23 protein-coding genes are annotated in these 21,291 nt (G+C 44.1%); 9 read left to right on the forward strand and 14 right to left on the reverse strand.

Annotated features, from left to right (window positions below):
- Window positions 1-7: 7 nt before the first annotated feature.
- From QUB44_RS06015 to QUB44_RS06025, 3 genes are all read right to left on the reverse strand, one after another.
- On the reverse strand, window positions 8-1,183 hold the full coding sequence (locus QUB44_RS06015) for an AI-2E family transporter (RefSeq protein ID WP_333364339.1): 1,176 nt from the start codon (window positions 1,181-1,183) through the stop codon (window positions 8-10).
- Window positions 1,184-1,361: 178 nt separating this feature from the next.
- Window positions 1,362-1,979, reverse strand: a complete 618-nt coding sequence (locus tag QUB44_RS06020) for a Uma2 family endonuclease (RefSeq protein WP_333157010.1) — start codon at window positions 1,977-1,979, stop codon at window positions 1,362-1,364.
- Window positions 1,980-2,084: 105 nt separating this feature from the next.
- Window positions 2,085-2,273, reverse strand: coding sequence for a hypothetical protein (locus QUB44_RS06025; protein WP_333218384.1), 189 nt, complete (start codon window positions 2,271-2,273; stop codon window positions 2,085-2,087).
- A 187-nt stretch (window positions 2,274-2,460) separates the two neighbouring features.
- Between QUB44_RS06025 and QUB44_RS06030 the strand changes: the two genes are divergently transcribed.
- The 7 genes from QUB44_RS06030 to QUB44_RS06060 all read left to right on the forward strand — a co-directional run bounded on the left by QUB44_RS06030 (window position 2,461) and on the right by QUB44_RS06060 (window position 10,132).
- Complete coding sequence (locus QUB44_RS06030; RefSeq protein WP_333364341.1) at window positions 2,461-3,066, forward strand: Uma2 family endonuclease; 606 nt, start codon at window positions 2,461-2,463, stop codon at window positions 3,064-3,066.
- Between the two features lie 245 nt (window positions 3,067-3,311).
- Entirely contained in the window at window positions 3,312-3,899 is a 588-nt protein-coding gene (locus QUB44_RS06035; RefSeq protein ID WP_333364344.1) for a Uma2 family endonuclease, read from the forward strand.
- A 75-nt stretch (window positions 3,900-3,974) separates the two neighbouring features.
- Window positions 3,975-4,124 carry a hypothetical protein gene (locus tag QUB44_RS06040; RefSeq protein ID WP_333364347.1) on the forward strand — a complete coding sequence of 50 codons (150 nt, stop codon included), beginning with the start codon at window positions 3,975-3,977 and terminating at the stop codon, window positions 4,122-4,124.
- 141 nt (window positions 4,125-4,265) lie between these two features.
- A complete protein-coding gene (locus tag QUB44_RS06045; protein WP_333364352.1) occupies window positions 4,266-5,597 on the forward strand; it encodes a class I SAM-dependent methyltransferase in 1,332 nt (443 codons plus the stop codon).
- A 108-nt stretch (window positions 5,598-5,705) separates the two neighbouring features.
- Entirely contained in the window at window positions 5,706-6,248 is a 543-nt protein-coding gene (locus tag QUB44_RS06050; protein WP_333364355.1) for a type IV pilin-like G/H family protein, read from the forward strand.
- A gap of 198 nt (window positions 6,249-6,446) precedes the next feature.
- Window positions 6,447-8,705 carry an O-linked N-acetylglucosamine transferase family protein gene (locus tag QUB44_RS06055; RefSeq protein ID WP_333364358.1) on the forward strand — a complete coding sequence of 753 codons (2,259 nt, stop codon included), beginning with the start codon at window positions 6,447-6,449 and terminating at the stop codon, window positions 8,703-8,705.
- Window positions 8,675-10,132 (forward strand): FkbM family methyltransferase, encoded by a 1,458-nt coding sequence (locus tag QUB44_RS06060; protein WP_333364360.1) that lies wholly within the window; start codon window positions 8,675-8,677, stop codon window positions 10,130-10,132. Before QUB44_RS06055 ends, QUB44_RS06060 begins: the two co-directional genes overlap by 31 nt.
- Here QUB44_RS06060 and QUB44_RS06065 read toward each other — a convergent pair.
- The 7 genes from QUB44_RS06065 to QUB44_RS06095 form a co-directional block, all read right to left on the reverse strand.
- Window positions 10,116-11,762, reverse strand: a complete 1,647-nt coding sequence (locus QUB44_RS06065) for a glycosyltransferase family 2 protein (RefSeq protein WP_333364562.1) — start codon at window positions 11,760-11,762, stop codon at window positions 10,116-10,118. The two genes, QUB44_RS06060 and QUB44_RS06065, sit on opposite strands and share 17 nt — an antisense overlap.
- A 69-nt stretch (window positions 11,763-11,831) precedes the next feature.
- On the reverse strand, window positions 11,832-12,224 hold the full coding sequence (locus QUB44_RS06070; protein WP_333364363.1) for a tetratricopeptide repeat protein: 393 nt from the start codon (window positions 12,222-12,224) through the stop codon (window positions 11,832-11,834).
- 208 nt (window positions 12,225-12,432) lie between these two features.
- Entirely contained in the window at window positions 12,433-12,585 is a 153-nt protein-coding gene (locus tag QUB44_RS06075) for a hypothetical protein (protein ID WP_333364366.1), read from the reverse strand.
- 115 nt (window positions 12,586-12,700) lie between these two features.
- Window positions 12,701-13,519, reverse strand: coding sequence for a Uma2 family endonuclease (locus QUB44_RS06080; protein WP_333364370.1), 819 nt, complete (start codon window positions 13,517-13,519; stop codon window positions 12,701-12,703).
- A gap of 179 nt (window positions 13,520-13,698) precedes the next feature.
- A complete protein-coding gene (locus QUB44_RS06085; protein WP_333364373.1) occupies window positions 13,699-15,189 on the reverse strand; it encodes an MlaD family protein in 1,491 nt (496 codons plus the stop codon).
- A gap of 125 nt (window positions 15,190-15,314) precedes the next feature.
- A complete protein-coding gene (locus QUB44_RS06090; RefSeq protein ID WP_333364376.1) occupies window positions 15,315-15,695 on the reverse strand; it encodes a four helix bundle protein in 381 nt (126 codons plus the stop codon).
- A gap of 83 nt (window positions 15,696-15,778) precedes the next feature.
- Window positions 15,779-16,561 carry an ATP-binding cassette domain-containing protein gene (locus tag QUB44_RS06095; protein WP_333364379.1) on the reverse strand — a complete coding sequence of 261 codons (783 nt, stop codon included), beginning with the start codon at window positions 16,559-16,561 and terminating at the stop codon, window positions 15,779-15,781.
- 164 nt (window positions 16,562-16,725) lie between these two features.
- Here QUB44_RS06095 and QUB44_RS06100 point away from each other — a divergent pair, with 164 nt between their 5' ends.
- Both QUB44_RS06100 and tsaE read left to right on the forward strand, forming a co-directional pair.
- On the forward strand, window positions 16,726-18,126 hold the full coding sequence (locus tag QUB44_RS06100; protein WP_333364382.1) for a gluconeogenesis factor YvcK family protein: 1,401 nt from the start codon (window positions 16,726-16,728) through the stop codon (window positions 18,124-18,126).
- A 125-nt stretch (window positions 18,127-18,251) separates the two neighbouring features.
- Window positions 18,252-18,701, forward strand: coding sequence for a tRNA (adenosine(37)-N6)-threonylcarbamoyltransferase complex ATPase subunit type 1 TsaE (gene tsaE / locus QUB44_RS06105; RefSeq protein ID WP_333364384.1), 450 nt, complete (start codon window positions 18,252-18,254; stop codon window positions 18,699-18,701).
- Between the two features lie 41 nt (window positions 18,702-18,742).
- Here tsaE and QUB44_RS06110 read toward each other — a convergent pair whose 3' ends face one another.
- The 4 genes from QUB44_RS06110 to QUB44_RS06125 all read right to left on the reverse strand — a co-directional run bounded on the left by QUB44_RS06110 (window position 18,743) and on the right by QUB44_RS06125 (window position 21,267).
- On the reverse strand, window positions 18,743-19,075 hold the full coding sequence (locus QUB44_RS06110; RefSeq protein WP_333364387.1) for a DUF5615 family PIN-like protein: 333 nt from the start codon (window positions 19,073-19,075) through the stop codon (window positions 18,743-18,745).
- Window positions 19,076-19,078: 3 nt separating this feature from the next.
- Window positions 19,079-19,420 (reverse strand): DUF433 domain-containing protein, encoded by a 342-nt coding sequence (locus QUB44_RS06115; RefSeq protein ID WP_333364391.1) that lies wholly within the window; start codon window positions 19,418-19,420, stop codon window positions 19,079-19,081.
- A 136-nt stretch (window positions 19,421-19,556) separates the two neighbouring features.
- Entirely contained in the window at window positions 19,557-19,883 is a 327-nt protein-coding gene (locus QUB44_RS06120; RefSeq protein ID WP_333364394.1) for a DUF433 domain-containing protein, read from the reverse strand.
- Between the two features lie 61 nt (window positions 19,884-19,944).
- Window positions 19,945-21,267 (reverse strand): dihydroorotase, encoded by a 1,323-nt coding sequence (locus QUB44_RS06125; RefSeq protein ID WP_333364397.1) that lies wholly within the window; start codon window positions 21,265-21,267, stop codon window positions 19,945-19,947.
- Window positions 21,268-21,291 lie beyond the last annotated feature (24 nt).

Raw genomic sequence — 21,291 nt, forward strand, 5'->3', positions numbered from 1 at the left:
ACCTTAACTATTGATTTTCAGGAGCCTCATTTTCAGCCGGATCGGGGATGTCTGGTTTCTGTTCTGGTAAATATTTTTCTGGCAGGCTTTCGGCGACTCCTAGAGATTCATGTTTTTCATGGATAGCAGAATCGATTGCTGCTAAGGTTTTAGGACTGGCACTCCACTGGTTTAGAATATCTTTAATTAGGGCTTCCCTAATCCAAACTTGAGCTACAACGGTTAGGGGGAGAGCTAGCAATAAGCCTAAAAATCCAAAGAAGGTGGCAAAGAATACTTGAGCTATTAATGTTACTGCTGGCAGCAGTGATACTTGCTGTGCCATAACGTAAGGGGTGAGGAGGTTGCTTTCAAATTGTTGAATTAGAAAGTAGAGGATAAGCACAAAACCGGATTTTAAGGGAGAGTCTAAAAGTGCGATCGTCACTGGAGGAATGACGCTCAAACCAGGACCGATATTGGGTATTAGGTTCAGCAAGCCGGCTAAAACAGCGTGAGCTAGAGCTAGGGGAACCTGCAATACTGACAAACCAATTAAACTCAGAAAAGTGATGACACTCATGCTAATTAAAGCGCCGATGACCCATCGACCGAGAGCTATTTCGCATTCATCTAAGATGCCATCGACTCGTCGCCGATAGAAAGAGGGAAATAGTTGGATGAATGCTTTGCGGTAAGATAGAGGTTCTGCTAATGTCATCAATGTCAAAACTATGACTAGCAAAAAGCTGAGGATAACGCCTAATGTGTTGCCGACAAAGGCTCCTGCACCGCCGACGAGTTGGTTGAATAAAGGTTGCAGTTGTTGCATGATGTCGTTAACATCAAGATTTGGTAGCCGCTGGCCAAATTGTCCTGAAAAGCGACCCTCAAATTGATCAATCCACTGATTTAATCTTTCTATTCCTTGAGGGGCTCTTTGGGTAAGTTGTTGAAACTGTTGGGTAAAAGGCGGTACAATTATCAGGAATAAGCCTACGAATACCAGGATTAGGAAGCTAACTGATAATAGTACAGCGATCGATCTTTTGAGTCTAAATTTTTGCAAGTAGCGCGCTAGTCTGTTTAAGGCTGTGGCTAAGACGACGGCGGCAAACAGCAGCAGTAGAGCCTGCCTGATTTGCCACAGGATGTAACAAGATGCGATGAGGGCTAATAAGCCCATCCACTGTCCTAGCTTCATTAGATTTTAGATTTTAGATTTTAGATTTTAGATTGAGGAATAGGGTATTGGAATTGCAGCTTGGTAATTGCTATGCAGCCCAGAAGCGATAAATCGCATCTCTATAAGATACCTTAGATGCGGGCGATCGCATCTTTAATCAGATACCCCTACTCGGACATCAGTATAAGCAGCCTCCTCAATTCCCTTTTGCGAACACCTGCTGCGCTGTCAGCTTCAATTCTGGGAAAGTTGGGGACTCAATACCCTCGCCGCCTCTGAACAGTTTGACTTGGTATTCCCCGTCAATTAGTTGGTAAATCGAAAAAGTGGGTTGTTTGGGGTTGCCAATAAACCGTCTGCCGCCCAATCCTAGATAGTCTATAATCCAATATTCTTGAATACCCATTGACTCATATGCCTCAAGCTTTAGGGCATAATCATCACCCCAATTAGTGCTAGTTACCTCGACGATTAGGGGGACTGATGAACCCATTGTGATAATTGATGATTTTTCCCATCGCGGCTCGTTTCCAATGGTTTGTTCGTTAAGTACAATAATATCTGGTTCATATCCCGATTCCTCGCGCATGGGTTTGATGACGCATTCTTTGGGGATGAAGTAGGGTAGGTTTAAGCGTTCTATTTCGAGAAATAACCAGCCGCTGGTAAAACCGGCAACTTTAGAATGTTTACCTGTTGCTTTTGGCATTTCAACAATTTCTCCATTGTGCAGTTCGTAACGGTGTTCGGAATTTTCAGGATACCAGTCAATGAATTCATCGAATGTTACTAATTCTGTTATGGTTTGAATCATGGTGAGTACCTCAAGTTTGCTTGTGATAAGCTGTACGGGGAATTAAGATTTGGGCAAAAACACAGTCTAAAGACCAAGTAGCGATCGCACTTTTTGATGGCGTATCTACTGCTGCTGTTGTTGCGATCGCCAGCCGAGGATAGCAGCTAGGATGATACTGGGGGTAAAGACGGCGATGAGGGCGTTGAGGTCGGTAGAAGGTATGGATAAGCTAGGCCCTGCATATTTGATGGCCAGGGAAAGGGCGGCGGAAAGGGTGAATACTTTGAGGATGGGGCTGATGTTGGTGTTCATGGACGTGGTAGTTGGTTATATAATTAGGGATTGAGACTATTATCGCAAGTTTGTGCTAAGCCCGGAAGTAATAGAAGATTAGGAGAGGGGCAGGATTGAGAGCAAAGTACCAAACCTTTGTTTTTTTGCCAGGACGCCGATTTTAACTAAACTTACAATTAAATTACATCCCGTTAAAACACGATCTATGATCTATACCACACCCAAATTACTTAGCTTTGAGGAGTTTATCGCCCAATATGGGGATAATACACGCTATGAACTAATTGACGGAGAACTCAGAGACATGGAACCTACTGGCCCTCACGAAGCTGTTGCCGGGAGCATTGCGGGTAGAATTTATGTCGAAATCTTTCGGGATAACTTCAACTGGTTGGTGCCAAAAAATTGTCTAATCAAACCATTATATGCTGAAGCTACAGCGCTGCGTCCTGACGTAGTTGTTTTAGATAAATCAGAACTCTGTCAAGAACCCCTTTGGCAAAAAGAACCAGTTATTTGTAACGGTAGTACCATTAAGCTTGTTGCTGAAGTAGTCAGCACTAATTGGCAAGATGATTATGCCAGAAAAGTGGAAGAATACGCTTTCTTGAATATCCCAGAATATTGGATTGTGGACTTTCGTGGCTTAGGTGGTTGGCAATTTATCGGCAACCCAAAGCAACCGACTTTCACGGTCTGCCAGTTGGTTAATGGTGCATACCAGCAGCAACAATATCGCTTGGGAGATACTATTTATTCTTACCTGTTTCCAAATTTACAACTGAGACTCGACGACATTATGCCGACTTGAAAGTCTGGTAAGCTGTCGCGCATTTAAATTGTATATTCGGGGCGTTGCTCAAAGCCCAACCCTACTCCCCACAAAAGTTTGATTGTTTTTTGACATATAATTTAAATGCCGCAACAGCTTATCTACTTATCGATAGCTCGCACTTTTGGAAAAAAAGGTAATCTAAACTTATCACATAAATAACGTTAACAGTATTTAATGCTTTATAAATGTTGTTTTAAACCCAGAACTTGATTGAGGTTTGCATGATGACACAGACACTCTTACAGCCACGAGACCAACGGTTCATTCAGTCCGGGATTAGCTGGGAACAGTTCAAGCTAATTGAACAGGGGTTTTCTGACTCCCCAGGGACGAGGTTGTTTTATTACAAAGGAGAGGTAGAAATATTGGCAGTTTCCCCAGAACACGAATTTTTTAGTCGGACAATTTGTACGCTGCTGGCTATCTACTGCGCCGAAAATGAAATTGAGTTTGCCCCTACGGGAAGCTTTACCCAAGAAAAGGAAGGGGTAGTATCTGCACAAGCTGATGAATCTTATTTTATTGGCCGACGCATAACCCCAAATTATCCCCCAGATTTATGTATCGAAGTTATCTTCACTAGCGGTACTGTCAAAAAATTGCAGCGCTATCGAGTATTGGGAGTTCCTGAAGTCTGGTTCTGGGAGGATGGTGTATTGGCTATGTATCGCTTGGGATCTGAGGGTTACGAAAAAATTTCTTCAAGTGTTGTTTTGCCAGATTTAGATATTAATTTACTGTGTCGCTGCTTGCTGATGGCTTCGAGTGTGGAAGCGATGAGGGAGTTTAGGAGGGGGATTTCTGGTTAGGGCGATCGCACCTATTTTTTTATGCTTAACTTGATTTGAGTATGTTGGGTTCGCCAGCCTAGGAGTGCAGCTAGAATGATATTGGGGGTAAAGACGGCGATGAGGGCGATCGCAGCCGTTGAGGTTATGGATAGAAGGGGGCCGCGGTACTTGATGGCGAGGGAGAGGGCGATCGAGATCGGGAATACTTCCAGGATAAATCCGGTGTTGGTGTTTATAGAATAGGTCTTTGGTGATACAATATGGCAGCAGGTGGGAAAATTGGGGGCGATAGATTTTGCCCCAGACGGCGCGGCTCGGATGCCTTTCTATTTTAGAATAGGAATGTCTCACCAGGTAATTTGGTAATATTAGGCTTGATTGAGAATGGATAACCAAGAATCAGAGTTAATCGAGAAAATTCGTCAACAATTTGACCAAGCTCCTTACCCTAAAATTCCCCTCGACTACTCTCCCAAAACAGACTATCAATCTCTCTATATTCATAATCTGGTAACAGCTTACTATTTAAGAAATCAAAAAGTTATAGATACTGAAGGTAAAATGATTTTAGATGCGGGCTGTGGCAGTGGCTACAAATCTCTGATGTTAGCAGAAGCCAACCCCGGTGCCAAAATTATAGGAGTAGATATATCTGAGGAGTCGGTCAAGTTGGCCAGACAGCGGTTACAATATCACGGTTTCAATAACACTGATTTTTATGCTCTACCCCTTGAGAATTTACCCGATTTAGGTTTAAAGTTTGACTATATCAACTGTGATGATGTCCTTTATTTAGTACCCGATCCTGTGGTCGGTCTTAAGGCACTGCAAGCGGTTTTAAAGCCAGATGGCATCATTCGTGCTAACCTTCATAGTTCTCTCCAACGCGCTTCTTATTATGCCGTTCAAAAAGTATTTAAAATAATGGGTTTATTAGAAGAAAACCCCAGAGAAATGGAAATAGGTATCGCTAAAGAAATTATAGAAGAATTACAAGATAATGTAGCGATCAAGGCAAGAACTTGGAATTTGCCAGTAGAAAAAAATGAACAATGGCTGCTGGCAAACTATCTTATTCAAGGCGATAAAGGCTACACGATTCCAGAAGTTTTTGCAGCTTTAAGGGAAGCGAATTTAGAATTCATCAGCATGGTGAATTGGCGACAATGGGAGTTAGCAGACTTATTCAAAAATCCCGAAAACTTGCCCGCATTTTTGGCGATGAGCTTGCCGGATCTCCCTGTTGATCTCCGACTACACCTATTTGAGTTATTGCACCCGGTCAATCGCTTGATTGACTTTTGGTGTGGTCATCCTAATCAAGCTCAATCTTTTAAAGAGGTTTATGAATGGACGCAATCTGACTGGCAGCAAGTTCGAGTTTATCTGCACCCTCAACTCAGAACACCTGAGTTAAAAAACGATCTAGTGAATGCTATCACTAATCACAAAGTTTTCGAGATAAGCCGCTACGTAAGTCTGCCTACGCTAGTACCAATTACGGTAGATAGTATGATGGCGGCTTGCCTACTACCTTTGTGGGAAAAAGATCGGCCACAGTCGGTCATGTGTCTTGTAGAGCGTTGGCTCAAACTCAGACCCCTAGATCCTATCACTCTTGAGCAAGCTAAGCCAGAAAAAGCTTTTGAGGAAGTTAAAGAACTCCTTAGTAGCCTAGAAGTCTTTCTATACATACTTTTCGAGCGTTCGGTTTGATGCTGCTCAAAAATTTGGTTAGCGAGTGATATGAAAGTTATTGAAAAGGGGTAAGTTACTCTTAGGAGTCAAAAATCAAGCATCTCACGCGATTTGGAGAAATAACAGATGAAAACTGAATTGAAAGCTAAATTTCTACAACACCTCAATCAGAAGCGGGATAAGGGTTTCACCCTAATTGAACTGCTGGTGGTTATCATCATCATCGGCATTTTGTCGGCCATTGCCTTACCCTCCTTCTTGAACCAAGCCAACAAAGCTAAGCAGTCAGAAGCTAAGCAGTATATCGGTTCCATGAACAGGTCTCAACAAGCTGTCTACGCAGAGAATGGTAGATTTGCCACATCTGTTGGCGAGTTGAATCTTGGCATAAAAACGCAGACTCAAAACTATACATACGCGCTCGATCCCATAGCACCTGCTACAAATGCTACAGAGGTGGGAAATGTCGCACAACCCATAGGCGAAGCGCTCAAAGCATACGCAGGAAAAGTAGCTTTAATTCAGCCTCCAGGAGCAACTGAAAGAACAACTGCGGCGGTATTGTGCGAAAGAACAGCGGCCGGTGCAGCAGCTGTCACGGCCTATGCAACGGTTGCCGCTGACAGTGTGGGTTGTACAGGTACCGCATGGACGGAAGTTTCTAAGTAGGCTCGATCTAGTCTTTAAAGCTAGAATTGTTCCTGCAAGCCTCATCAGCAGCTGATGCAACAATGGGTAGTGTTCTGAACGCTACCCACTCTTGTAGCCAAATTATCACTAAATAGTTATTTTGTTTAGGTATGTTCTTTGCAATAATTTTTTTTGAGGCAAGCTCATAACAATAAGGATAAAAAAGGAGACTTACTTATGGTGGTATTTTTAGAAAACACCTCATCTACAGATTTAGCAGCTTTGGAAGAACAAGCACATAAATACTTAACTGAAGGACAGTACACTCTGGCTGCCAACCTATATGAGCAAGCAATTGCTACGGAACCAGATACCAAGTCTCACTACTGGAATTTGGGGCTAATGCTATTATTGCAGGAGCAAGAGCTAGAAGCTCAAGCTAGTTGGCTGTTAGGCATGGCAGAGGGTGAGCCAGAACAAATTGAGCAATGGACCGATCAGCTGATAATGGTTCTGCAAACAGAAGCAGAACGCAGGGAGGCTTTGAAAGAGGACTCGATTGCTTGGGCAATTCGGCACCACATCCGGGAGATTGCTCCCACAAATATTAACAACCTGTTATACTTGCTTGAGCTTTCCGTCAGGCTGGGGAATTTTACGGCTGAGGAACTGACTTCTCTAGGAGTGATTAAACTTCTTAAATCAGAAGAATCTGGAGAAGTAAACTTCGAGGTATTGATGCAGGTGTTAAAAAGCATTTTAGAATACGATCCTTTGCACCCATCATCCTTGGAATTGGCAGAAGCCTGTCTTACTCATGTCTGTGACTCCCAACTATATATTAACCTATATATTAACACTGTAATACCAACGGCTTTTGGACTGGCCACTTTGTGGAAAAACTCCAGGCAAGCAGTACACTTTGCTGAATTGTGTTTACGCTTAGATCCAAACAATCTAGATATTATCTGTCTTTTAAGTGTTTTTTACCAGAATGCAGGTCAATATAATGAAGGGATAAAGACCGCTAAAATTTTATATTCATTAGCGAAATCTTTGCCAGTTAAAATCTATGCGACGCATCTAGTCCTTCGGGGGTTAATGAGCGCCGGTGGGTATTGGGAAGAAGCTGTCTCATTCGTTAATCGCCTGCAATTTCTCCAAGAGTCCTTGATAGCTGAACAGCCAATTTCATTGGACTTAATTACAGCTCATAACCTATTTCTTACCCCCTTCTTTTTCCCTTACTTTCGAGATGAACCCAAACATTACAGAAAAATCAGTAACCAATTAGCTCAAATATGCCAAGTCAATATTCAAAACTCTGCTAAAAAGCAGATAGAACTATACAGGCAGCGCCAGTTTACTCATCGCAAAAATATTAGTAGTTTAACCAAACCTTTGAAGATCGGTTATTTATCTCATTGCCTCGCGACCCACGCGGTGGGGTCGCTAGCTCGATGGCTAATCAAGTACCACGATCGCGAGCGTTTTCAACTGCATGCCTATTTAATTAATTATAGGAATATGCAGGACCCGCTACAAGAATGGTACGTAAATCAAGTGTCTAAAGCATATAGGTGCGGGATTGTAGGTACTGAAATCGCTGAGCAAATTTCTCAAGATGAGATTGATATTCTAATTGATCTTGACAGCCTCACCTCAGATGTTAGCTATGAAGTGATAGCGCTTAAACCTGCACCTGTGCAAATAACATGGCTAGGATGGGACGCATCAGGGCTACCTACAATTGATTATTTTATTGCCGATCCTTATGTTTTACCAGAATCAGCTCAGGATTATTATTCGGAAAAGATATGGCGTTTACCTCAAACTTACATAGCAGTAGATGGTTTTGAAGTGGGGGTACCAACACTTCGACGCGAGCAGTTAGATATTCCTACTGATGCGGTCATATACCTTAGTGCTCAGAGAGGTTACAAACGGCATCCTGATACAGCACGGCTCCAGATGAAAATTATCAGTGAAGTCCCTAATAGTTATTTCATAATAAAAGGAGCCGCTGAGGAAGATTCAATTAAAAAACTCTTTAATGAATTAGCACAAGAAGAGGGTATAGATTTTAATCGATTACGATTTTTGCCAGAGGTAGTCTTGTCAGAAGTTCACCGAGCCAACCTTAGTATCGCTGATGTAGTTTTGGATACCTATCCCTATAATGGGGCTACAACCACTCTAGAAACTTTGTGGATGGGTGTTCCTTTAGTGACAAAAGTTGGAGAGCAGTTTGCAGCTCGCAACAGCTACACAATGATGATGAATGCTGGGATTAACGAAGGCATTGCTTGGACTGATGAAGAGTATATAGAATGGGGAATTCGTTTAGGGAAAGATGCGGCTCTGCGGCAGCATATATCCTGGAAACTGCGGCAGTCACGACAAACGGCTCCACTGTGGAATGGCAAGCAATTTACGCGAGAGATGGAGAAAGCATACGAGCAGATGTGGCGAAATTACGTAGAAGCTGGCAATTAAATGCTGCCCTAGGGATAACAGAGGAAAAAATTAGTATGACGAATAATCACATTCCTAGAAGTTCAATGTTGGGGTCATTATTGAATGCAAAGCAGTTGGGTTTTGAACCGGAAACGGTTATTGACGTAGGTGCTGGATTAGGCACATTTGAGATTTATTATGCTTTTCCCAAATCAAGATATCTCCTGATCGAACCCATAGCCGAGAACGAACCATATCTCAAAAAAATCTGTCAACATCTTGAAAGAGCAGACTATATAATTGCTGCTGCTTCCACAGAGGCAGGACTTGTGCCTCTTCAAGTGAATGTGAGCAACTTTATCCACTCTTACATCTCAGAGGATGGTGAGGCTAGCTCCGAAAATTTTGAGCTAAGGACTATCCCGGCCGTTACTCTGGATGAAATTTGTCAAACTCGCCAGTTAGAAGGGCCGTATTTAATCAAAGTTGATGTAGATGGTAGAGAACTAGATGTCCTAGCAGGTGCAACTCAAACTCTTCAAAATACAGAGTTGGTAATTGTAGAAGTTAATTTATATGTAACAGCTAGATTTGATAAGATGGCCAGTGTTATAAACTTTATGAAAGAGCAAGGTTTTGTAGCCTATGATCTGGTCAATCTTGCTTGTCGTTATTCAGACTTAGCTTTATTTCAGGTTGATATGGTTTTTGTCAAAGAATCAGGTCAGTTTACAAAAGAATCCCGTTATGTGGCAGGAAAGGAGCAGGAAGAAAGACTGAGGGCGCATTTGAAAGCGTATCGAGAAACCTTAATCACACAGATCGAAAATTTGACGCCTTTTGAAGTTTTACAAAAAACAGGATTGACTCAAGCAGAAACTATCCAGAATCAAGCTTATCAAAACTTACTTCAAGGAGATTACAGCCGAGCTGCCCATCTCTACGAACAGGCTATTGAAGCTGAACCAGATAATAGGTTTCACTATTGGTATTTGGGGTTGGGGTTGCTATTAGACGGACAAGAGATAGAAGCTCAGGCGACATGGCTGATGGGGATGAGGGGAGGAGATAGCGAACAAGTCGATCTCTGGACAAAGGATTTAATGCAAGTCCTGCAAACAGAAGCGGAGCGACGGGGAAAATTCGGAGACTATGGAATTACTTGGACAATCCGCCATCATCTACGGGAAATCAATCCGACAGACATTAATAATCTATTGCATTTGATTAACCTGTCTATTCTTATGGGGAGCTATACAGAAGCTGATCTCGATTCTTTGGGCGTAATCAAGCTTCTGAAGTCGGATCAATCCTCTGAGGTAGATTCTGGCTTATTGTTGCTAGTTGTGAAAAATGTTTTAGAATACAATCTTTTGCACCCACTTTCTAGAGAATTATATGAGCAAGCGGGGACCAGGCTTTTTGGAGCTAGCCCACCGCAGGATACCCTTAAGAAGGAGAACTGATTTCATTACGGGAGTTGCTGATAATTAAGCTGTCTAACTCACGAGTGGGAATGTGTTGGGCTTGTACTCTGGCGATCGCCTCTTTATTTTCAGCAGACTGCAACACAATTCTACCATGCAGGCGAGGTTTCACAGTTTCCCACTGAATTTCGCTCAACTGTCCAATCACTGAAATTTCCGGCCCGTCGGAGACATCTAAGTCCTCTTCCATTAACAGGTTCATCACCACACTAGATAAAGCAAGATTAGCATCTTCATCAGAAATTTGGCTACTGTCTACCAGCAAAGTCATCTTATCTTTGTCTGGGTGAGTTGCTATCGATCTTATTACCTGGATTAAATCCTCATTTAAAGACTGTTCCGGCTGATTCCAGTCTGGAAATACGATTAAATTGATTTCTCTTAAGTTCAGGTTTTGGTAGAGATCATTTCTGCGATCTTTAGACAGATAGTTAACCCGAAAAAAGCTTAAATCAGGTAACATTCCCCATACCAGCATCGCCGCTTGAGCCACATTAGATATTCCCGCTTGCTCTCCATTAATCGCCCAGGTACCTATTGAGCCATTTCCGTCCGACATGGGACCTTGATATGCTTGGGGCTGATGCGTCTGTCTTTCAGGAATTTTAAACTCCGAAGGAGGAATTTTATGTTTTTTAGCCAATTCTTCAATTTCTTGCAAACGAGTGTCGTACTCGCCAATATCCATATTGATACTTGAAGCACCAGCCCTTACGACAGTTAAAATATCAAAGTTAATTTCTTCATCCTCCGGAAAAAATAACTCTTTGGTGCTAACTTGCACGTCAGCAATGCACATAAATGGGTTGATTGATGGTACTAAACTCTCGTGCAGCAGTTTCTTGGTATCTTTCTTGGCATCGTTTAAAAAATCTTTAAATGGTTTCCCATCCAAGCTGGGGTAGCACGATGAAGTTCCCGTACTATGTCCAGAATTGCCAGCCACTGAAAGAGGGCGAAAAGAATATAAGTAATTTTCTAAAAAATAGGCATTAATCACACCCGAATACACATCGGGAATAGATGACATGAAATATTTACCATGAACAGATTTAATTTTTTCTATTAAGGCTCTAGGAATAAAAGCATTGTAGAGCATTGGGAGTGCACCATAAGAAACTTCAAAATTATAGAACTGCTTTAATTTTTGTCTTGCTTGAAAATTTACAGCTACCTGCTCCTGCAACTGAACGTACAATTTATTCTTATGCCAAGGGACGATCGCACTCTGCCACCAATATACAGTGCCCCGAGACCAAGCCACTGTCTGCACGTCATATTCCTGGAGAAGATTTAAACAAATTTCGAGGCAATCTGGCATTAAAGCATCATCATCTCCGAGAACAGTAATGTATTCTCCTGTAGCATGAGATAACCCCAATTCCCAATTGTCAGACATGGAGAGTCTTTCAGGTGCGCGATAATAATTGATTCGCCGATCGTTAAATGAAGCTACAACTTCGGCAGTTTCTGCACTACTAAAATTGTCCATAACCACCAGTTCAAACTCCTTATGAGTTTGATTAAGTACACTCTGAATCGAATGTTTTAATGTATCATGTCTCTGGCGTGTAGGGATGATAATAGAAAATAAATTGTTTGATGACATTATTGATACCTTGGATAGATAATAAAATTGAGATTTCGCCAATTCTTGATTAACCGATCGCCCCTCACCCTACTTCCCCTTAGCCTGCGCCAAAAGCGCCTTATAATCAGCTCTGTCGGGATTTAGCTTCACTAACTTCTCCAAAGGCTCGATCGCCCCCACCTGATTATTCATCTGCAACCGCACATTTGCCAACCCCTCCAGAGCCGTCTGATTCTGCGGTTCCCGCTGCAAAACCGTCTCATATCCCCGTTCCTGCGCCGCCAGCAAAGATTCCTGAGAAACTGCCGCTGTCGCCGGTTTTTGTTGATGCTGGCTGCTCAAACCGCTGCCGAACAGGCTCACCATACCAAAAATTGCCGAACCACCAAAACCAACCATTGATACTAACGCAAAAATCTGCTTAATTCGATCGCTCCGATGAACCCGACTATCACTAGATTTTTTCTGTGTACTTTCCATTGCTAACTCTTGACGTCGCTGTTTTCCAGGCACTCGCAAAGCACCTAATCTCTAGAATGCCCAAGTTCGATCGCAAAACGATCGCCCTTCGCAATTTAAAATTTGAAACCAATTATAGCTCCCACACAAAATCTAAGATTTGTCAAGGACATTTAGGTAACAATAACACGCGGGCGAGATCGATGAAGCGCGATCGCACCCTTACTTTTTAGCCGTTACTCTCAGGCAATTTGCCAAACCGAGCTCGGTAACGCGCTAGCAAAGATTCGAGTTCAGGATCACGCTGACGTTCCGCTTCTAGTGCTGAGGCTAAGTCATCAGGAAGCCGATCTAATTTTTCTTCTAATGTTGTTGCAGTCATGTCGATCGCTCCTTAATGGTGGTTATTTTTAATCTAAAACGCCCTGGCTGACTCGATTGTGCAATCAAAATGGGATTGGATTAATGGCCGAAAGGTCGATCGACCTCCCACAGCTTCAAATGCCATCTGGATCGATACCCTGACTTCTCAAGTATGCCATTAGTCGATCGGCCCTCTGGCGTTCCTCTTTGGCCCTCTGGCGTTCCTCTTCGGCCCTCTGGCGTTCCTCTTCGGCCCTCTGGCGTTCCTCTTCGGCCCTCTGGCGTTCCTCTTCCACCCGTTCCGCACCCCACAGCAGCAAATTGCCATTCTCATCCCACCAGCGCAACCAATAACCCGTTCTCTGAGATTTTTCACCTTCCCAAACCCCTAGAAATAAACCCATTGATTCTATCCAGAATCGCTGATTAGCATCCGGTTCTTGCAGTTCGTATTCTCCAGAATTCGAGAGTTTGTATACTTCCAATACTCCCGATTTCGGTTCAAAAATTACATAAATCGGTACTTGCAAAATTCGCTCATAAAATCGCCATTTTCCGTAAGGATATGTCGGTTTATTTGAATATTCACTACCGTCAGTATCCGATAAAAATTCCATCACTACGGCAGGTACTTCTCCCTCAGCATTGCGCGTATAACTGCGGCGAACTTCTCCTGGTTCTGCTGGCAATACCGAGGGAACGTACACCCAATCAGGGGCTTTTACTACTGTTTTGTCGTTAACTTTGGCACAGAGTCCAAAATTGGAAGCTATTAGCATTGAAGCTAGGATAAATCCTGCGAGATCCAATGCTTCTCGCAAGGCGGCGGCTAAAAGTGGTTGGTCGATGTTTTCCACGGGATCGTCGGGTAATTTAAAGTCATCTGGCAATTTTTCCCAAGTTATAGTATACTGGTTTTTGGTTGCGTCCGCTTTCGATAAAGTTTGCGTCATGGGTTTTCCTTGTTTCGATAGAAAGAGTTTTTTGTTAATAGGATTTGGACAATAACTTTAAGGCAGGGTGCGAAAGGCGCACCTTATTAACTAGCTGTAATCGAAGTGCGTATTGCCCACCTTATTCACTAGAGGAAGTCGCGAATCTTGCAATGGCGGTTATTCAATGATACCCTGTTTTAAGGGTTATGTTCGGGAGCCACTGGTTCTGCTGACCTGGCAGTTTGAGAAGGTATAACAGGCAATTTTTGCTGTTTGTGCAAGCTGGGAAATCCAGGCTCTACTGATTGATTTCGGGCAGGTGTAATCGCTTTTACTTTCTCAGAAAGGGGAGCTAATGTTTGAGTCACTTTAACTTGCTGTCGCAGTTGTTCTGTCGAACCCAACAAGCCTCCTAATCCGTTGAACAACCTGCGAATGTTGTTGCGGAAAGCCGGATCTCCTGTCAAATCATCCACGTCGGAAGTAATTTTCTGCACGTTCTGAAATGTAGCTCGTGCAGAATCTAGAGTTTGCTGCAATAATAGCAAAGTGGCGGGATTGTTTACCTGGCTGGATAAATCTCGCAAACTACCAGAAGCTTGGGCAGCATTCGCTGATAAAACTTCTAAATTGTTCAGCAATTGTCCTTGGTTGATTCGATTAATTGTCGGACTCAAACTGCTGACAGCTACCCGCAGTTCCTGGCTGCTTTGATTGATGTTATTCAGAGTTGAGACTAAACTGCCGCGGTTGGTTGCTACTAAAGAATTGACTTGGTTGGCTGTCAATGTAATTTGATTGGCTGCTTGAGTTACTGAATTAGCAGAATTTATCGCAGCGGCAGATACGGCTTTTGTGGAAGTGTCCGCCGTAGCTGCTACTTTAGAAACATCAGCGGCGGCGGCTGATATTTCCCCTTTTAGCGATTGATTTAAACTGCTGGCTTCTCCCTTTAATGATTGATTTAAACTGCTGGCTTCTTCCTTTAATGATTGATTCAAACTGGCTATTTCGGTTTTAACCGATTGATTCAATGTCCCAATGTCTCCCCTGACAGATTGATTTAAATTTTTGATTTCGGTTTGGGCAGTTTGAGTTAAATTCGATAAATCTTGAGTGAGTTTAGCTGCACCTTTAGCTGTGTTAGCTGTATTTTGTGCCAGGGATTTAATATTGTTGAACAGCGCAGGGTCAGTGTAGAAATTAGCTAGGCGGACTGTGGATTTAATTAGTTCGTCGATAGTGACTCCAGCTTGACCTTTTAAGCGCGAATTTTGGCAGATAATCTCAGGGGGACAGTCGGCACTAACGGGATTGGCGGTAAGTAAGGATTCTGGCAACATCGAGTTGGGGGTAATGTCGATCGACGATTCGCCAATTAAACCCGATTTATTCGCTTCGATCGTAACATCCCGGGGAATCACTAAAGTACCGGGGGCAATCTCCAGCGTCACGTCTACGCCGTTGGAACCAGGTTGGAGGGCGGTAATTTTACCGACTGCAACCCCACGATACCTGATGGGCGTACCTATTTGCATTCCTTGGGCGCTGGCAAATTCTACGGCGAATTTATAGCTGCGGTTCCCTAGCTGCACGCCCCGCAGCCAGAGCACTAAGCCGCCAAATAAACCGATTCCTACTAAAATTAAGAACCCGACAGAACCTTCTCTTACAGTTCGCGATCGCATATTACCTCTTCAGTCATTAGTCATTAGTCATTAGTCATTAGCCATTAGTCATTAGTCATTAGTCATTAGTCATTAGTCATTAGTCATTAGTCATTAGTTGTTAGTTGTTAGTTGTTAGTTGTTAGTTATTGCTCGTGATTTTTAGGGGATGATCCGATAGATTGTAGGTAGGAGTTTAATTGAGGAGCTAAGTCATTAATGATTGCTGTGAATATATTGACTTGTTCAACAGTTAAAAGGTTTCGAGTGTAAGCTCGTCTCAACCAGTGTTGAGTTTCATATAAAGAACCTCTAGCTATCTTGACAAAACGTTTATTGTCTTGATAGCTGCCGCGTCCGACTCCTTCTGCTATGTTAGCACCGACGCTATCGGCTGAACGGACAATTTGTTGGCCGATCGTATTTTTGGCAAATGGCTCCCAAGTGTTAACAGCTTTCCAAATTTCATCAGCTAGTCGTTCTGATAATTTATAAACCCGCAATTCCTGAAAACTTTTTGTAGCCATATTACCCTCGACTTTAATAACTAATGACTGCTGACTAATGACTGCTGACTAATGACTAATGACTAATAACTAATGACTAATGACTATCCAAGCGCTTGAATTGGCCCAGTAACACTGCCGCTAAAAAATTGTCGGATCAGTAAATTATCTGTCGATGCAATGTCATTGACGGTTCCCTCCCACTGCACTTTGCCTTGATAGAGAAACACGATGCGATCGGCAGTGCGGCGGATGGTACTGTCTTGGTGAGTGACGATCGCATAAGTGCTGCAAACACCTTGGGCCGCCTGCAACTCGCGGATTAAATCTTCAATTACCGTCGAAGCGATCGGATCTAAACCCGCCGTCGGTTCGTCGTACAGCAAAACCTCTGGATTATCCCTGTCATTATCAGGATTCGCCATGATAGCGCGGGCAAAACTTACCCGCTTCCTCATTCCCCCAGACAACTGCGCCGGATAGCGTTCGCCAATTCGCGGCAAACCCACCATCTCCAACTTTTCCTGCACCAATTCCCGAATGCGGCGGCGCGGCAGCTTAGAATGCTGGTAAAGTAAAAAACCGACATTCTCCTCCACCGTCAGCGAATCAAACAAAGCCGCTTGCTGAAACACCATCCCAATTCCGATCGGATCTGCCACGTCGTCCACCCATCCGACCCTGCGCTGTCCCTGAACAAAAACCTCACCGGCATCCGGGGCCAACAAACCCGCAATTATCCGCAGAATCGTAGATTTCCCCGTCCCGGAAGGGCCAATAATTGCCAGGGCTTCTCCCCGATAAATCCTCAGATCGACTCGATCGAGGATCGGGTTCTGGCCGAAGGACTTACTTACCCCCTTGAGTTCGATTAGCGGCTCAGCCATAAGATGTTATCAATAAGTTGTCAGTCCTCAGTCATCAGTCTAGCTAATGACTCATGACTCATGACTAATAACTAATGACTTAAATTGACTGCCAGAATCAAAACTCTCTTGTATTGTAAATTTGTCAGCTTGAGCTGTTCCAATACCCTTAAGACTAATTAACCATGTCAATTAGTTCACTTCCTAAAGCCCTCCGCGTCTTGGCTAAAGCCAAGCAGGTTTTTGCCCAATCCAGACATCCTTACGCCCCTTCTTTGCGGAACGGGCGAGTTCACCAGTGGTTTAAGTGGTTAGCCCCCGGACTTTTAGTGAAACGGTGGCTGCTGATCAGTGCCAGCGGCGTGGTACTTGCCACTTTGGGTTTAGCAATTTGGACTGGGATGACTCCCATTTTCTTCTTATTGCAATTGTTGAGAAATTTTTTGGCGTGGATTGCGGATGTTATTCCCAATTACGTGTCGGGCCCGATCATCATTGCTGGCGGGATTTTGTTAATTCTGTGGGGGCAAACTCGCAGTTTGAACTCTATTACTCAAGTGCTGATGCCCGAAGGGAATGAGGAATTGGTCGATCGACTCCTCAACCACCGCCGCTTGCACCGCGGCCCGAAAATTGTGGCAATTGGGGGCGGTACGGGTCTTTCTAATTTGCTCAGGGGATTGAAGGATTACAGCGCCAAAATCACTGCTATTGTCACGGTGGCGGATGATGGCGGGTCTTCCGGGCGACTGCGCCGGGAAATTGGGGTATTGCCGCCCGGAGACATTCGCAATTGTTTGGCGGCTTTGGCAGATGAGGAAAAGTTATTGACTGAGTTATTTCAATATCGCTTTCAGGCCGGTGACGGTTTGATGGGTCACAGTTTTGGGAATTTGTTTTTGACGGCGATGAGCGATATTGCTGGAGATTTGGAACAGGCGATCGCCGCGAGTTCTAAAGTTTTAGCAGTGAGGGGAGAGGTGCTGCCGGCTACTCTGAGCGACGTTTCTTTGTGGGCAGAACTGGCTGACGGCCGGAGGATTGAGGGGGAGTCCAGCATTACAAAAGCTAACGGAAAAATCCTCAGAATAGGCTGCACTCCTGCTAATCCTCCGGCGTTACCGAAGGTAGCCCAAGCACTTCGGGAAGCGGATTTTATCATTATTGGGCCGGGGAGTCTTTATACGAGTGTTATTCCGAATTTGTTGGTGCCGGAAATTGCTGATGCGATCGCCAACAGCGAAGTTCCGCGCATTTATGTTTGCAATATTATGACTCAGCCAGGAGAAACAGATGGCTATACAGTTGCGGATCACATTCGGGCGATCGACCGCGCTTGCGGCCGGCCGCTGTTCGATGCTGTAGTCGTTCAAGGAAAAGTCCCTTCTGCAAAAGCTTTGATCCGCTATTCTCAGGAGAATTCTTATCCGGTTGTGCTCGATCGAGAAGCTGTAACGCAATTGGGGCGGCGAATTGTCATCGCAAATGTGATGGATGAAGATAAAAATACGGGTTTAATTCGCCACAATTCTCAAAGGTTGGCGGGGATGTTGCTGCGTTGGTACGGCCGCGCCCAGAACATTTAAGCTGTTGACTGCTGACAGTTGACAGTTGACAGTTGACAGTTGACAGTTGACAGTTAACCGTTAACCGTTAACTACTGACTACTGACTACTGACTACTGACTACTGACTACTGACTACTGACTGAAATGAAAACTTTGCTTCCAGATTCTGAGGCTACGCGCAACTTTGGTGTTGCGTTAGGTCGATCGCTCCCCCCAGGCACTGTAATCTTATTACAAGGAGATTTAGGTGCTGGCAAAACTACCTTGGTTCAAGGTATCGCTGAAGGTTTAGGAATCTCAGACTCGATCGAAAGTCCTACTTTCACCCTGATTAACGAGTATTTTGCAGGGCGAGTTCCGCTGTACCATCTAGATTTGTATCGATTGGAACCCCAAGAAGCCGAGGCTTTGCACTTAGAAAGTTATTGGGACGGATTAGAAAGGGATTTGGGAATTGTGGCGATCGAATGGGGGGAAAGATTGCAGTACAAACCAGAGAATTATTTGCAAATTTCTTTAAGTTATCTAGATAACGGGCGGCAAATTGAATTGATTAGTAATGACCCATTATTAGATTGGCCATTACAGGGTTAAGAAAGGGCGATTCCCTTCGGGATAGCTTCGGTCGCGCGTACTTACTGCGGACGGTTGACACGAATCAATTTGCCTCTCAAAGTTTCTTCACCAGCAATAGCATCATTGATGCGTGTTGCCAACCTTTCTAGATTTTTATCGTCTGTACACACGATAATACCAGCATGGTTGGGTTGTTGAGTGTGCAAGCGAATGAAATGCCGACGATTTTGCGTCATAACCGCCCGATCGTTATTCACAGCAAAGGCTAATACTTCGGGATCGTCATCTCCAGCATTTCCTGCCTCTTGAATAGTCAGGGCATCGTGACCCAAATTTCGCAGCAATGCCACAACAGGAAACGGGAACTGTTCATCTGCATAGAGACGTGCCATAAATTATACTTCCTGCATCATTGCTGCTGCTTCTTCTCGGAGTGCTGTTTCAATTTCTTCTGAGTTAGCCTCAGCATAAGTCCACACATTTACTAAGTTTGCAGCATTTAAATAGGGGTAAAATTGTAGAATTTCGGCATCGGTTGAACCTTGACGGCGCAAACTCACGAACAGCCAAACGGGAAGTCTAGTTTTGGCGATACAAGCATCGCCCCCACACAGGTTCGGAGTTTTGGTAATTCCCGGCCAGCTATTGTTTAAACTTTGAGTTACGAGCCGTAGGACTTCAGCTTTATCAGTGGGAGTTAAGGCCAGGAGTTGTGTTTCTAGTTCTTTGAGGAGCATGGTTAATATCGCCTTTGCAATAGGAGAATATACAGTTATTTTAGCAAAATTTTTTTGAGTTAGGCTCAAAAATTGTCGCAATTCCAAAGATGGGGCAAGTCGGTATTGCAGACAGAACATACAAATTCAGCATGACTCAGGCTTCCTCATTCTTGCAGATTGCTTCTTCGATTTCCTCCAGATGTGCATCAGCATAAGTCCAAACATTGACTAGATCGGCCGCGCCCAGATGGGGATAAAATTGTAGAAGTTCAGCATCGCTTGAACCTTCATGGCGAAAACTTTCAAGCAGCCAAACTGGGATGCGAGTTTTGGCAATGCAAGCATCGCCGCCACACACGTCGGGAGTTTTGGTAATTCCTGGCCAGCTATTGTTTAAACTTTGGGTTAAAAGCCGGATGGCTTCGGCTTTTTCGTTGGGAGTTAAGGCCAGGAGTTGTGTTTCTAGTTCTTGGAGAAGCATGGGTAATATCGCCTTTGCGATGCAGGAATACCCAATTATAACAATTGAGTTAAAGTCATGCTTACTCAGCGTCAAATGTCAAGGCTTCTCCCCTCACATTTGTATCCAATTTACCATTCTCAAAAACAACTTTTCCTCCCACAACAGTCACAACTGGCCATCCAGTCAAATTCCATCCTTCAAAGGAACTCCAGCCGCACTTGCTCGCCATCTCTGCGCCGACCACCGGGCGGTATTTCTCCAAATCAACTAAGACTAAATCTGCATCAAAACCCGGAGCGATCGCCCCTTTGTTTGGAATCTTATAAGCCTTAGCAACTGCCGCCGACATCCAATGAGAAACTTGCGCCACTGTACATCTTCCTTCTACTGCTTGCGTCAGCATCAAAGGCAAAGAAGTTTCGACTCCCGGCATTCCAGACGGCGTATTCGGATAATCTTGAGCTTTTTCTGCTAATGTATGCGGCGCGTGGTCGGTGGCGATAAAATCAATTACGCCGTCGAGTAAAGCTTGCCAAAGTATTTCGTTATCGCGGGGCTCGCGCAAAGGCGGATTCATCAGAGCTAAACTGCCAATTTTTTGATAGGCGCTGGTATTTAACAACAAATGCTGCGGCGTAACTTCTGCTGTTACCCAACTCGGTTTTTCGTGGCGCAAAAACTCAGCTTCATCCCCCGTTGAAAGGTGCAGAATGTGCAGTCGCCTCTGATATTTATTAGAAAGTTTTACTGCTAGTTGAGTGGCCAATAAAGCTGCTTGATTGTCTTGAATTTGCGAGTGCACGGCAACATCGGAAATCCCGGCAAATTCCTGACGCCTCTGGTTGATTCTAGCTTGGTCTTCTGCGTGCACGGCAATTAGTCGATCGCCTGCAGCAAAAATCGCCTCTAAAGTTGCTTCTCCATCGACCAACAACTGCCCGTGCATCGAACCCATAAACACCTTAATTCCCGGAGTCGGATTCGCGTTCAACAAATCCGGCAAATTCTCAGGCGTTGCACCAATAAAAAAGCCGTAATTCACCAAACACTTCTCGGCAGCGCGACTTAGTTTATCATCTAAGGCAGCTTGGGTTGTGGTCAGCGGTCGCGTATTCGGCATTTCCAAAAACGAGGTCACGCCGCCTTTAGCGCAAGCAGAGCTAGCGGTAAATAAGTCTTCCTTGTGTTCTAAACCCGGTTCGCGGAAGTGTACCTGGGGATCAATTACTCCGGGTAACAGAGTTAAGCCGATCCCATCTATTTCTCGATCGCCAGATTCGACAATTTCAGCAGCAACCTTGACAATTTTGCGATCGCAGATTTGCACATCTCCTACCAAAAACTCACCATTGGGCAAAAGAATGCGAGCGCGACGGATTAACAAACTTGATTGGGGAGTCATAAGATATCCTTAATTCAGTAAACA

This window comes from Microcoleus sp. AT3-D2 (assembly GCF_036705715.1).
In the GTDB taxonomy this organism is placed as follows: domain Bacteria; phylum Cyanobacteriota; class Cyanobacteriia; order Cyanobacteriales; family Microcoleaceae; genus Microcoleus.